The organism is Janthinobacterium sp. GL_088, assembly GCF_057837845.1.
In genome coordinates this window covers 2114373-2127095 of the sequence record NZ_CM174453.1, presented here as the reverse complement: position 1 = coordinate 2127095, position 12723 = coordinate 2114373, and the positions used below count along the sequence as shown (strand labels likewise).

Below are 12723 nucleotides of genomic sequence, written 5' to 3'. Positions count from 1 at the left end.
ATGACCATCAAGATCAGCACAGAGCGTGCGGAGCATATCAATGCCATTACCCTGCTGACAGAAGCGGCCTTTCAAAACGAAGAGCACTCAAGCCACACTGAGCAATTTATCGTTAATGCATTGCGGGATTCCGGTCAATTGACGATATCATTAGTGGCAGTAGATGGAGCGTCCATCGTAGGCCATGTCGCAGTCTCACCAGTTACAATTTCTTCGGGTGATACTGGATGGTACGGTCTTGGGCCTATTTCAGTTTCTCCTGAACGCCAAGGACAGGGGATAGGCTCGCAGTTGATGAAGGCCGCGCTGAAAGAACTTCAACACTTGGGGACGACCGGGTGCGTCGTGCTCGGCAACCCGGCTTACTATGGACGTTTTGGGTTCAAGGCGCATTCAGGCCTTATTCTGCCAGGAGTTCCGCAGGAATACTTTCAGGCAACGTCGTTTGGCAGCAAAATACCCTGTGGTGACGTTAAATTCCACGAGGCATTCAACGCCACAGAGTAAGCATAAGCAATTACCTGAGCGGGAGCCGGTGTCAAAAAAACGCATTCTTGCGTTACCAGGGCATGCCTGCAACCACTGGAATGTTATGCGGCGGCGAATCCCACTGGCTCCGCCACTGAATTGTTTAGAATCAAGTAGTTAGCAACAAGAAGGCTGTCATTATCTGGGGTATTTTTGGGCTATTCTCGCCTGGGAATGACAACAAAATGGCAGCCTTTTATCGCCGCTCCCTGCATTGTGGTCGCGAGGGTCATCCCGACATTCAGACACGGACTGATGCGTTGGGCGCAGCAAAAGCTGGCTCAGTCGAAACTGACGACAGCCACGAACGCGCGCCACCGGCGCGTAAACGGTACCCACCGGCATACCCTCTCCAAAGCGCAAGCCCGAACTATCCTCGCGAGCGTATGCCCCAGCCACATCCAGCATTAACAGAGTGAAACTCCGCCAGGAACGGGACTAACGTACTTTGTTGGGCGGCCCTATTCCGCCGTAGTCGGGTCAATTACTGAAATGACTTCCGACACGCGGTTTGCAGGGAAGCCTCCTTGCTGGGCATGTTCGCGAACCAGTTCCTCATTTGCAGCGATGTAAACACAGTAGATTTTATCGCCAGTAACATAACTTTGGAGCCATTGAATTTGTGGGCCCATCTTGTTTAGTACACCGCATGATTTCTGCGAAATGGCTCGAAGTTCTTGCTCTGATAACTTGCCAGCCCCGGGAATATCACGCTCAATAACGTACTTTGGCATAGCACTCTCCTTATGATGTTTCCGGGCGAACACAACACTCGCCGGCTCCATGCGTCACACATGCCGTGACATCTTTTGTTATACACCACTCTGGCTGGTTAGTATTGCTTAAATTATCATAAGATACCGAGATACCATAACTGTTTTCTTCGACCCGCCTGCCGACGCTGCCCACTAGCCGCATCACTGGATCTCGGCCGACTATTCTTTGCCATCAAGGGAGGGTCAAGTCCAACTCCAGACCGCCCATCCTGATAAGGAAGAAGGTGGCGATCCCCAGGCCCACGAGCAATAGCACGAAAACTGTGACCACCTTGCCGCTCGCGCGCAGCACCGCGCGATTCTGCTTCGCCTTATCCTTGTCCTTCTTCCCTTGATCGTAATGCCACTTGATGGCGAAGAACATGCCCGTGCCGAGCACGAGAGCCTTGAACGTCACGAAGACTATAGGGGTCCAATCCAAATCCGTCATTTTGAGTATTTCCAGTCTATTACTTGACACTATCTATCGTGAGGAGCACCACCTCAAAACGCTGCTTCAGCAGCTGCTGTTCCAACCATCTCCCAGGCACCCTGTTTGACTCTGTCATTATAGCTACCGATGAAATAACAATGGCATCGGGCGCAGTGATTTGCCATATGCAGATGAGAGAGGCGAAAACGTCAGCGACTGCCATACAAGGACGGTGTTGCTGCACGCTCTGATGCATACTACTTGAAAACAATATCCATACATTGGGACAAAATGTCCTAGTTGAAAACCATGCAAGATGAGAATTTTGCCATCTGTTTGCCGCGCTTTTCCGGGAATAAAAGGCCACGTTTTTGGCAGATTGCGCATGCGTTGCAGGCGGCGGTGGCGGACGCATCCTTGACACCGGGTAACCGCCTGCCTTCGCAGCGCCAGGTCGAGGAGACGGGGCGGGCCAGGTTCTGTGCGGTGCCTTCGCCCCCAACGAAAGCCGTACCTACTAACCTACCTACACAAAGGCATCGGTACAAAAAAGGCTTTGCGTACTCCTCAAATACCTTGGCTTCGGGCAGAGGCACAATCTAGTCGGGAAAAACATGGCCAACTGCGATACTCGCCGCCCTCAACGCGATCATTTCGGTCCCCGGAAGGCCCCTGTCGGCATTGCTCAGCGAGAGCGAGCAGCGAGAGCGAGGGTCAGGTCCGGATTTCAGACACGGACTGAGGCGCAGGTGCTGTGAAAGCTGGCTCAGTCGAAAAGCTGTGAAATCACGAACGCGCGCCTGCGGCGCGCGGGGCTGCCGCGCAGCGGCAGCAGTTGGAGGATTCGGGGCGGGCTGGGCCGGTAGGCCCAGCCCTTCGAATCTCACACGCAGGGCGCGAAGGCGCCCTGCTCGATTCCGCCAGGCAATAAAAAACCGCCCGAAGGCGGTTTCTTTATTTCTTGGCGGAAGCGGTGAGATTCGAACTCACGAACAATTTAACCCGTCGCTAGTTTTCAAGTCTTCGAAATATCTGTTTAAATTCAACAAGTTACGAATTTTCTCATTCCGCATGCGAGGTTTTTCAGCCGTCATACAAAGTCCTTTTTTCCTCACCAAGTACAGACGATGCGGAAACGATTTTGCTGCGCCAAGACAAGTACCTATTGAATTCCGCAAAAATGCCTTTACTTTCAAAGATGGCATTTCATCATCCACAAAAAAGGGGCGAGCATGGCAGATTTTTGCATCACGGCAGTCAGCTATAATCAAAGTCGTAGTCATATCGAATACGTTATAGTGAGAGAAGAAAAGTCTGGGACAATCGGGGCAGAGCGCAATGTGCCGCGGGCGTTCGTGGCCGATCTCATTCGGTTAAATTTGGCAACATTCCAGACCAGGATAAAAACGACCGAAGGCAAATGGAGGGTTGGTGCGCAGATACATCTCATTGACGATATCTACATTACGACAGACAGAAATAGTACGGAGCGTGACAACTTAGAGAATTTGCCGGAGTTCTAACGATAGTGCTGTCCTGCACTGAGCAGCGTATGCTTGATGCGATTTATGGGGCGCGTTCTGGCGCCCCATGGACACCTTGAAGTATAGCTTAGTGCTGCTTTTTTCTTTCTATCAAAGGTCAACGATGGTTGATGAAATTCTTTCCAGAACGGACGATATCCTTGCAACTGCACGTTTAGGCCTGGACGATATGCTTTCGACAGATCGCACGCGACGCATGAGCGGATTACGCAATCTAATCGTTTTTGGTCGTTCGGTTACATTTACACTTCAGAATCTTAGCTCCAAAGCAGAGGGGTTTGACGAGTGGTATTTAGCTGAACAGGAGGTAATGAAGGCCGACTCTCTGATGAAATATTTTCTTAATCTTCGCAACGAAATTCTCAAACAAGGGAAATTGAACGTTAGCACGTCGGCTCACATTAGCGCGTTCAATACTGAGGATATAAAAAAATTTCCAAGACCACGTAACGCCGTAGCGTTTTTCATTGGAGATCAGATAGGCGGCACAGGATGGGAGGTTGAACTTCCTGATGGATCAAAAGAGAAGTATTACGTTACGTTACCTTCAAGCATTGGGACCGTAAAGCAAACTTTCGCTGATATGCCACAAGAAAAATTCCCAGCTCTCGACGGGCGAAGTGTCGAAGACCTTTCAAGTGAGTATCTTGAAAAATTGTCCGCCTTGGTCAGTAGAGCAAAAATACGATTTGGAACGAATGTTAGACCGTCAGGCCGTCCGCACCTGACTCTTGTGAAGTAGCGACATAGCCGCCCGACACATGCACTACTGATGCAGCAGTGTATTTAGCTATGAAACCTTTTCTATATTTAATAAAGTTGCGCCAAAAGTTACGCTGAAATATCTAATAAATGTACTTGCAATATGACTGCGTAAGCTAGACTGATGAGATCTAAAAATTAAGGATGGTCTATGAAAGTGTTCATGAGCTGGTCGGGACTACGCAGCAAACTTACTGCAGAGCTTCTACATGATTGGATTAAATGCGTTATTCAGGCTGCTCAACCTTGGATTTCTTCGAAAGGAATTGAACGCGGTGCCCTTTGGTTTTCAGAAATCAATAATGAGCTAAAAGACACCTCTATGGGCGTCATTTGCCTGACAGCAGAAAATAAAAATGCTCCATGGATTCTTTTTGAGGCTGGCGCGCTAGCGAAAGGACTCGTTAACAGCCGTGTTTGCACCTTCCTCGTTGATTTAGAAAGTCACGAGCTTCAACCGCCACTCGCACAGTTTAATCATACTTTCCCAAATAACGAAAGTATGTGGAGTTTAGTTGCGACAATAAATAATGCACTAGGTGAAAAAAGCTTAGAAATATCTGTTTTAAAGCGTGCTTTCGACACCTACTGGCCTCAATTTGAAGTTGCGTTCGCTGAAATCATCAATAACAACCCTTCTGTTACAGTGGTTAAACCGCGAGACGATAAGGAAATTCTAACTGAGATTCTGGAAACTACTCGCAGTATGCTGGGCCGGGTTCGCAAGTTGGAAGCGAGGGAAGGTCAAGCTAGTCTTAATGAGATAGCTAACTGGAATGGGCTTCTGAAGGACACATCGTCGGTACTCGAACAAGGGCAATATCACAATGCCGTTAATATCGCCGTACATCACATGCAGAAAGGCGTCACTACGGAATCTCTGCAAATTTATCTGATGCAGAAATTTGGATTTGATGAAGCAAAAGCCATGTATGTTATTGAAGTAGCAAAAATTTCCACTACCGGAGATAGGCCTGTAATCCTTTAGATAGAACAAATTTCACTTACGTCTAGGATTGTGATTCCTGTTGTCGTGGGTTCGAGCCCCATCAGCCACCACACAGAATAAGTAGGAAAATCAAAGGGTTACATGCTTCGGCTTGTAACCATTTTTTTCATTTTCCAACGGTTTTTTAAATTTTCCAACGCTCCCTGCTGCCGTATTGCATCGCATGCAACAAATCAGCACTATGTTCTTAATTTTTCAGTTGCCACTAGAACATTCACGTGGGCAACGAAAATTCTTCGGCAAAGATCCACTGCCTTGGCGCTAATACTAGACACGTCCGATGCTGAAACACCTGGGACTTTGCCACAATCAATCCACAGTTCCCCCTCATAAGTCTTCGTGTAGCGATTTATGTATGCCTCAATTTCACCCAAATCGGCGTACTGATTGGCTTCGGCAAAAGCCAAAGCTTCAGTGAAATTTATCAAGTTCCAACCGAGCGGCTCGCTAAATTCTGTTACACGCACAGCCAATGGATCTTTGATTGAGAGGTGCGGCGCGTTATCAAGAATAATCTTTCGTATCCACGCAGAAGATTTTAGTCCAGCAACTTGGGCCGCAGCATCGATGCGTCTAGTTTCAGCGGCGTTAAAGCGCAATGTTGGTTTGTATTCATTTTGCATAATTTTCCCTTTCAAAAGTGATAAATGTATTTTGCCGGCATTTGCCGGCATTTGCAAGCATTACTTTCGCATTCTTGCAATATTGCACCTTGGCAATGCCAATAACCGCAATATGCTATCCAAACCACTCACACAAAAAACCGCTCAAAGTGCGTCAAAGTGCGTCAAAACGCATGCCCCCTCTTCGCCCCACCGCGCCAGTCCTCATGCGCCTTCGGCCATGGCGCAAATTTGAGTCAAAAGAGCCCTATATAGCGGGCAGGTGTGGAGGGGGGACAACTGCGCGCGCCGGGCCGAAATGGGCTTTTTTCTTGCTTCTGGAGCAATATCATTCGTCGGGAAGTGAAAAAGCCGCCTCATGGGCGGCTTGTGCGGTGGCTGGGGCGCTCTGGCGCGGCTGGGCTGTCGCGGCCCTGCCCCGCCGGCTAAAGCGGCGTGACGGTCATCCTGCGCGGCCTGCGCGCTCCTTCGCCGCCTGCTCCTTCTCGTAGTCGTCGCGGCAATCGACGTTGCAGAACGGCAGGCCGGGCGCCAGCGGCTCGTCGCAGTAGTGGCAGGCGCCGTGCGCCACCAGGGCGGGCCGTCCGCGCACGGCGGCCAGGCCGCGCGCCACTTCGGCAAAGATGATCTTGTCCGTGCTGTCTACGTGGTCGCTCATTGCGCGCCCTCCCCACCTGTGGCCAGGTCATACGGGGCAAAGCGCACCACTTCCACGCCGGCCCACTCGTTGATCGCCATGAACTGCGCCTGCAGCGGCACCAGCTCATTACGCGCGAAGACGCGTGCGGCCGGTTCCACGGCGCCGAAGCCGCCGGCGTTGTTGGGCAGGATGCCCATCAGCTGGGGCGGCACGCGGTGCGCGGCCAACTGGTCGTCGCGCGTGACGCTCTTGATGTTGAAAAACTCGTCCTTGGCGGCCACGTCCGAAACGGGCAGAATCTGAATGCCGTCCTTCTTGCCGTTCGGCGCGTACATGAACAGGTTGCGGAAGTTGCCCGGCCCCTTGCTGTCGCGCATGGCCTGGCGCAGGTTGTCCACGTCCTGGGTATTGGCGGCCGCATCCGTCATGTAGAAGACGAAACCGGCGTGCGAGCCGTTCTTGTAGTACTTGCGGCGGAACAGGGTGGCCGCCTCGTTGAGCCAGGCCGATTGCAACGCGCTCAGGTACTGCGGCACGCCGTACAGCTCCTGGTTCACGTCCGGTTCCATCAGGTGAAACACGCGGCCCTTGTCGAACTGGTGCACGGCCTGATAGCCGTTGACGAAGTAATAGGTATCCAGATCGACGCCGCGCCGCATGTACTTGGCCAGCGCATGCTGGTACGCCAGCGCCTTGCCGCTGCGGCTGGGCCGGTCTTCCAGGTAGGCATTGCCGAACGTCAGGAAGTCCAGCGCCATGCGCTTGAAGGCGTCGCGCGACAGGTACTTGCTGGGGATCAGGGTAGACGCCAGCACGTTGGCCTTGAAGTGGATGGCGCTACTGTGGTGCACGCCAGCATTGAAGGACTTGGCCAGGCCGGCCAGGTTGACGGGCGGTTCATACCAGTGGCCGTTCTTCCAGCATTCGAAGCAGTCGAGAATGTCGGCGTGCTCGAGCACGGGCGTCGGGTCACCGAAGGAAAACACCTCGATGCCGGCGGCCGGCGCCGTGGCCGTGGCCGTGGCCGCTGTTGATGGTGCGCCTTGGGGCTGCTGGCCGCGCGCGCGCAGGTGTCGTGCTTTGCTCAAGAATAAATCTCCATGAAAGATTGGTGGTTGTCGGTGGTGCCTTCGAATGGCTCGTGATCGAGGGCGTGCATGCAGGCCCACGCCAGATCGGCGTGGCCGGTTTCATCGGTGCGCCCCGCCACGTAGGTGACGTTGCGCCCGCTGGGGGTGAGGGTTTTGTGGATGGCCATGAACGATTGCGCGATGTCGGTCCAGCCGGCGTCGAATTCCAGCCGCCCCTTGCTGATGATGTTTTTGGCCTTCAAGACCATGCGGGTTTTGACTTCGGGCGAGTAGTTCAGGGCAGTCACTGCCGGGAAGAAACCGCGCACGATGGGCAGCACGCCGATACCCATGCCCGTGGTATCGATGCCGATGTACTCGACGTTGTAACGCTGGGTCATCTGGCGGATGGCGTCGGCGTGATCTTCGAAACTCTGCCCGCGCCACTGGTGGCGCTCCAGGATGCGGAACTTGCCGCCGGCCGTCATGGGCGGCGCCAGCACGACGCAGCCGGCGCTGTCGCCGTTCAAGGCCGGGTCGTAACCGATCCACACGGGCCGGTTGCCGAACGGTCGCAGGCCCAGCAAGGGCTTGTAGTCGTCCCACTCGACCCAGGAATCGACCATGCAGCGCTGCAGCTCGGCCAGCGGGAAGACCGAGGCCGAGTCATCGATAAAGTTGCACATCAGCAGGTTGTCAAACTGGTCGGGGCTGTATTCGAAGTTGCGCAGCTCATCGATGTCGAACAGATTGCAGCCGCCGCGCTCGGCGTCCAGGATGGTGACGATCTGGCGCCAGATCTTGTCCTCGCCCGTAAAGCCCGACGACAAGCGGCCATGGCTCACGTCGATATTCACCTGGTCGACCTTGGCGCGGCGCTTGTTGAACAGCTCGCCCGTCCAGAACGGGTAGGCCTGGTGTGTGGTCGAGGATGGCGTTGAAAAGTAGGTCTTGCGCCATTTCTTGTGGATGGCCATGCCCGAGGCCACCTTGTTCAACTCCTGGAAATTCTGCGTCCAGAAAAATTCATCGAAGTAGAAATTGCCGTGGTAGCCCTGCGCGGTGCGCGCGTTGGTGCCCAGGAAATACAGGTGCGCGCCGTTCGGTAGCACGATGGGGTCGCCCGTCAGCTCGATGCCTGCCGCCTCGCGCGCGAATTGCACGATGTATTGCTTGAAGACGTGGGCTTGCGACTTCGACGCCGACAGGAAAATCTGGTTGCGGCCCGTCCCCATGGCGTCGGCCAGCGCCTCGCGGGCGAAATACCAGGTGGCGCCGATCTGGCGGGACTTGAGGATGGCGCGCGTGCGCTGGTCGCCGTTGCGATACCAGACCTTTTGATAATCGAAGAGCGAGTCCTGGAAGGCGTCGAGCAGCTGGATTTTCTGTTCTTCGCTGAAGTCGTTGCGGGTCGGCTTCTTCTTCGGCCCCGCGTTGCGGTTCGCCAGCTTCGGATTGAGATCCACCTCGTTGCCGCCCGGCTGTTCATAGCGGCGCACGCGCGCCATCTGCACGATGGTGCGCGCCAGCAAGTCGATTTCCTTGTAATCGCTGCCGCTCTTGACCTCTTTTTCGATCAGTTTCACCAGGCGCAGCTCGGCCGCTGCTTCAACGTGTTCGATGGCCTGCGCCTGGTCCCACTCGTCGCGCAGCTTCCAGCTATTGATGGTGCTGCGCTTGATCCCTAAGTGCCGGGCGATGGACGAAATGCGCCAGCCCTTCCAGTACAGGGCGCGCGCGGCTCGGCGCGGCTCGGATTCGGGCACGGCCAGTTCACCGATGATTCCATCGACGGTTTGTTCGCTTGTTTTCTCGATTGTCAGCATGCCGCCAGCGTAGGCCGCGCGCGCGCGGAGCGGGGGAAGGCAAAAGTCGCTATTGCCCATAGCAACCCGCACCACATTGAATCGCAGCGCCAAGACGTTGACCATGGCGTTATCCGATCAACCGAAAACGTCCACCATGTCCAAATCCAAATTCTTCCGCGTCGCCACCGAAGGCGCCACCACGGACGGCCGTAACATCGACCGCGCCACCATCGAGCAAATCGCCGCCACCTACAACCCGAAAACCTACGGCGCGCGCATCTGGCTGGAACACATCCGGGGCATCCTGCCCGACAGCCAGTTCAAAGCCTACGGCGACGTGATCGCCGTCAAGGCCGAGGAAGTCGACACCGACAGTGGCAAGAAACTGGCCCTGTTCGCGCAGATCGAGCCCACGTCGGAGCTGGTGGCCATCAACAAGGCGAAACAAAAGCTCTACACCAGCCTGGAAATTCAGCCCGACTTTGCCGACTCGTCGCAGCCTTACCTGGTCGGCCTGGGCGTCACCGACAGCCCGGCCAGCCTGGGCACCGAGGCGCTGAAATTCTCCGCCAGCCGCAAGCTGCAAAGCGCCAACCTGTTCACCTCCGCCGTCGAGGTGACGCTGGAATTTGACGAGCCACAGGGCATCAAGCTGGCCGACGCCGTGAAAAACCTGCTGTCGCGCTTCTCCAATAAATCCGGCACCGACGCGGCGCAGTTCGCCGACATCAGCGAAGCCGTGCAGGAGCTGGCCGGCCACGTCGTCACCGCCAACGACAACTACGCGGACGCCGTGATGCGCCTGGAGAAAACCGAAACGGCATTGAAGGCCACCCAGGACGAGCTGGCCGCCTTCAAGGCGCAGATGGATGAAGCGCCCGGCAACGGCCCACGCCGCCCGGCCGCCACCGGCAACGACGGCGCCGTGCAGACCGAGTTTTAAGCGCCCTCGCCCTTTCTTACACCCATTCAACAACGGAGCACCGAACCATGAAAAAGCAAACGCGCCAGGTATTTGGCCAGTATGAAACCCGCCTGGGCCAACTGAACGACACGGACAACGTGGCCAAGACCTTCAGCGTCACGCCAAGCGTGCAGCAAAAGCTGGAAAACAAGATGCAGGAATCGAGCGAGTTTCTGTCGAAAGTGAACATCATCGGCGTGGGCGAGCAGGAAGGCGAAAAGCTGGGCCTGGGCGTCTCCGGCCCGATTGCCAGCCGCACCAACACCAAGGACAAGGAACGCGAAACGCGCGACCTGTCCACCATGGACAGCACGAAGTACCGCTGCGAGCAAACGAACTTCGACACGCATTTGAGCTATGCCAAGCTGGACGCCTGGGCCAAGTTCCCCGACTTCCAGTCGCGCGTGGCCAATGCCATCCTGACGCGCCAGGCGCTCGACCGCATCGTCATCGGTTTTAACGGCGTCAAGGCCATGGCCGATACCGATCTGGACGCCAATCCGCTGCTGCAGGACGTGAACAAGGGCTGGCTGCAGCACCTGCGCGAGCTGGCGCCCGAGCGCGTGCTGGGCCTGGTGGCCAACGGCATGCCGGGCAAGGTCATCATCGGCGACGTGGACGGCGCCGACTATGCCAACCTGGACGCGGCCGTCACCGATGCCGTCAACCTGCTTGACCCTTGGTATCAGGAAGACACCAATCTGGTGGCCATCGTTGGGCGCAAGCTGTTGAACGACAAGTATTTCCCGCTGGTCAATACCAAGCAGGCGCCGACGGAAACCCTGGCGGCTGACATCATCATCAGCCAGAAGCGTATTGGCGGCTTGCCAGCGGCGCGCGTGCCCTTCTTCCCGGATAACGCGATCCTGATTACGCGCTTCGACAACCTGTCGATCTACTTCCAGGAAGGCGCGCGCCGCCGCCGCGTCGAAGACGTGCCGAAGCGCGACCGCATCGAAAACTACGAGTCGTCCAACGACGCCTACGTGATCGAAGACCTGGGCCTGGCCGCGCTGGTGGAAAACATCGAGCTGAAAGACAAATGATGGCGAACCAATCCCCCGCCCTGCGCCACCGCGCGCGCATGCTTGCCGAGCGCACGGCCGGCGCCGCCGCGCCGCAAGGCGTGACCACCGGCACGGCCTACGAAATGATGCTCTACAAGCTGGCCGACGACCGCCGCCGCCTGAAATCCATCCAGTCAGTGGAACGCAAGATCGAGGTCAAGGCCACCTTGCTGCCGGATTACGCGCAATGGATCGACGGCGTGCTGGCCGGCGGCAAGGGCGCCCAGGATGACGTCTTCGCCACCCTGCTGGTGTGGCACATCGACACGGGCGAGTATGCGCGCGCCCTGGTCATGGCCGAATACGCGCTGGCGCACAAGTTCACCCTGCCCGATACCTACAGCCGCGACATTGCCACCCTGATGCTCGACGAGTTTGCGGAAGGCTACTTGCACGGCAAGCTGGCCGCCGATCCGCAGCACGCCGCGCAGGTGCTGGGCACCGTCGAGCAATTGACGGCCGCCAGCGATGCGCCCGACCAGGCGCGCGCCAAGCTGCACAAGGCTATCGGCCTGGCCATGATCGCCGTGCTCGATCAGGCCGACGACACGGACATCGCCCCGGCGCTGGTGGCGCAGGCGGAAACGGCCATGGGCCAGTTGAAACGCGCGCGCGCCCTTTCCGAGTCGTGCGGCGTCAAGAAAGATATGGAACGGCTGGAGCGGCGCCTCAAGCGCGCGGCCGGTTCCACGTAAAGAGCATCCCCCGCAGCACGGCGGCACGGGGGGATTCTGGCCATACCTTTGGCCTGATGAACCCCGTCCACCGCCCTATTATTGAAAGCGTCCCGTATGTCCTTCATGGCCCTGCCCCCGTCAACTAAGCCTGGCACCGCCCCGGCGCCGCCAGCGGTTGCCCCCGGCATCATCGAGAACGACGGCTGGTTTCCCGATATTGCGCTGGCCGATATGCGCGACGCCATGCGCCTCGACGGCACCGTCACCGACGCGCGCCTGGTGCAAGCCGTGGTCGACGCCATCCTGCACGTCAACCGCGAGCTGGCCGACTGGCAAGGCAAGCAAGCCGCCGCAGGTATCGCCACCCTGGTGGACGTGCCGGCCACGCGCATCAACCGCGAATCCCGCTTGCTGGCGCAGTACCGGCGCGCCGTCTACAGCACGGCCAAAGCCGATCTGATCGAGCGTTACCGCGATTACGACAGTACGGCCACGTCCGTCAGCGACAAGAAAAGCATGGAGTGGCTGGACGAGGCGCCCGGTGCACAGCGGCGCAATGCGCAATGGGCCATTGCCGATATGGTCGGCCGCACGCACCTCACCGTGGAATTGATCTGATGCAGGTGCGCACGCGGCAGCACGACACGTTAGACGCCCTGGTGTGGCGCTACCTGGGCGACGGCGCGGGATACGTTGAGCACACCTTGGAAATGAATCCCGCACTGGCCCGCCACGGCGCCGTGCTGCCGGCCGGCCTGGTCGTCACCCTGCCGGAACCTGCCGCCAACGTGGCCGCCGTTGCCGATCTTGTGCAGCTATGGGACTAACTTTTTTAACAACACC

The 12723-nt window shown here is 56.7% G+C and carries 14 protein-coding genes; 8 read left to right on the top strand and 6 right to left on the bottom strand.

What is annotated here, in order from left to right; translation table 11 throughout:
* Entirely contained in the window at positions 1–507 is a 507-nt protein-coding gene (locus AC3IQ7_RS09755; RefSeq protein WP_489209256.1) for a GNAT family N-acetyltransferase, read from the top strand.
* A 482-nt stretch (positions 508–989) separates the two neighbouring features.
* Here the strand turns inward: AC3IQ7_RS09755 and AC3IQ7_RS09750 are convergent, their stop codons facing one another.
* Positions 990–1262, bottom strand: a complete 273-nt coding sequence (locus AC3IQ7_RS09750; protein WP_099380048.1) for a DUF4242 domain-containing protein — start codon at positions 1260–1262, stop codon at positions 990–992.
* A 214-nt stretch (positions 1263–1476) separates the two neighbouring features.
* The gene (locus AC3IQ7_RS09745) at positions 1477–1734 is read right to left on the bottom strand and encodes a hypothetical protein (RefSeq protein WP_035826142.1); all 258 of its coding nucleotides are present in this window, start codon (positions 1732–1734) and stop codon (positions 1477–1479) included.
* A gap of 1572 nt (positions 1735–3306) precedes the next feature.
* Between AC3IQ7_RS09745 and AC3IQ7_RS09740 the strand changes: the two genes are divergently transcribed.
* Together AC3IQ7_RS09740 and AC3IQ7_RS09735 are read left to right on the top strand one after the other, a co-directional pair.
* Positions 3307–4002 carry a hypothetical protein gene (locus tag AC3IQ7_RS09740; protein WP_489209253.1) on the top strand — a complete coding sequence of 232 codons (696 nt, stop codon included), beginning with the start codon at positions 3307–3309 and terminating at the stop codon, positions 4000–4002.
* Positions 4003–4173: 171 nt separating this feature from the next.
* Positions 4174–5010, top strand: a complete 837-nt coding sequence (locus AC3IQ7_RS09735; protein ID WP_489209251.1) for a hypothetical protein — start codon at positions 4174–4176, stop codon at positions 5008–5010.
* A 200-nt stretch (positions 5011–5210) separates the two neighbouring features.
* Here AC3IQ7_RS09735 and AC3IQ7_RS09730 read toward each other — a convergent pair whose 3' ends face one another.
* The 4 genes from AC3IQ7_RS09730 to AC3IQ7_RS09715 form a co-directional block, all read right to left on the bottom strand.
* Complete coding sequence (locus tag AC3IQ7_RS09730; RefSeq protein ID WP_489209249.1) at positions 5211–5705, bottom strand: hypothetical protein; 495 nt, start codon at positions 5703–5705, stop codon at positions 5211–5213.
* Between the two features lie 391 nt (positions 5706–6096).
* Positions 6097–6312 (bottom strand): hypothetical protein, encoded by a 216-nt coding sequence (locus AC3IQ7_RS09725; protein WP_489209247.1) that lies wholly within the window; start codon positions 6310–6312, stop codon positions 6097–6099.
* Positions 6309–7364, bottom strand: coding sequence for a phage portal protein (locus AC3IQ7_RS09720; RefSeq protein WP_489210420.1), 1056 nt, complete (start codon positions 7362–7364; stop codon positions 6309–6311). Before AC3IQ7_RS09720 ends, AC3IQ7_RS09725 begins: the two co-directional genes overlap by 4 nt.
* Before the next feature lie 14 nt (positions 7365–7378).
* The gene (locus AC3IQ7_RS09715) at positions 7379–9190 is read right to left on the bottom strand and encodes a terminase ATPase subunit family protein (protein WP_489209245.1); all 1812 of its coding nucleotides are present in this window, start codon (positions 9188–9190) and stop codon (positions 7379–7381) included.
* 136 nt (positions 9191–9326) lie between these two features.
* On the opposite strand from AC3IQ7_RS09715, the gene AC3IQ7_RS09710 reads away from it, so the two are divergent.
* The 5 genes from AC3IQ7_RS09710 (at position 9327) to AC3IQ7_RS09690 (ending at position 12707) form a co-directional block, all read left to right on the top strand.
* A complete protein-coding gene (locus AC3IQ7_RS09710) occupies positions 9327–10115 on the top strand; it encodes a GPO family capsid scaffolding protein (protein WP_489209243.1) in 789 nt (262 codons plus the stop codon).
* Positions 10116–10162: 47 nt separating this feature from the next.
* Positions 10163–11182, top strand: coding sequence for a phage major capsid protein, P2 family (locus AC3IQ7_RS09705; RefSeq protein ID WP_489209241.1), 1020 nt, complete (start codon positions 10163–10165; stop codon positions 11180–11182).
* Positions 11179–11898: a phage terminase small subunit gene (gpM, locus tag AC3IQ7_RS09700; RefSeq protein WP_489209239.1), complete on the top strand. Its 720-nt coding sequence runs from the start codon at positions 11179–11181 to the stop codon at positions 11896–11898. Before AC3IQ7_RS09705 ends, gpM begins: the two co-directional genes overlap by 4 nt.
* Before the next feature lie 96 nt (positions 11899–11994).
* On the top strand, positions 11995–12498 hold the full coding sequence (locus tag AC3IQ7_RS09695; RefSeq protein ID WP_489209237.1) for a head completion/stabilization protein: 504 nt from the start codon (positions 11995–11997) through the stop codon (positions 12496–12498).
* A complete protein-coding gene (locus AC3IQ7_RS09690) occupies positions 12498–12707 on the top strand; it encodes a tail protein X (RefSeq protein ID WP_489209236.1) in 210 nt (69 codons plus the stop codon). The genes AC3IQ7_RS09695 and AC3IQ7_RS09690 overlap by 1 nt, the downstream gene beginning before the upstream one ends.
* Positions 12708–12723 lie beyond the last annotated feature (16 nt).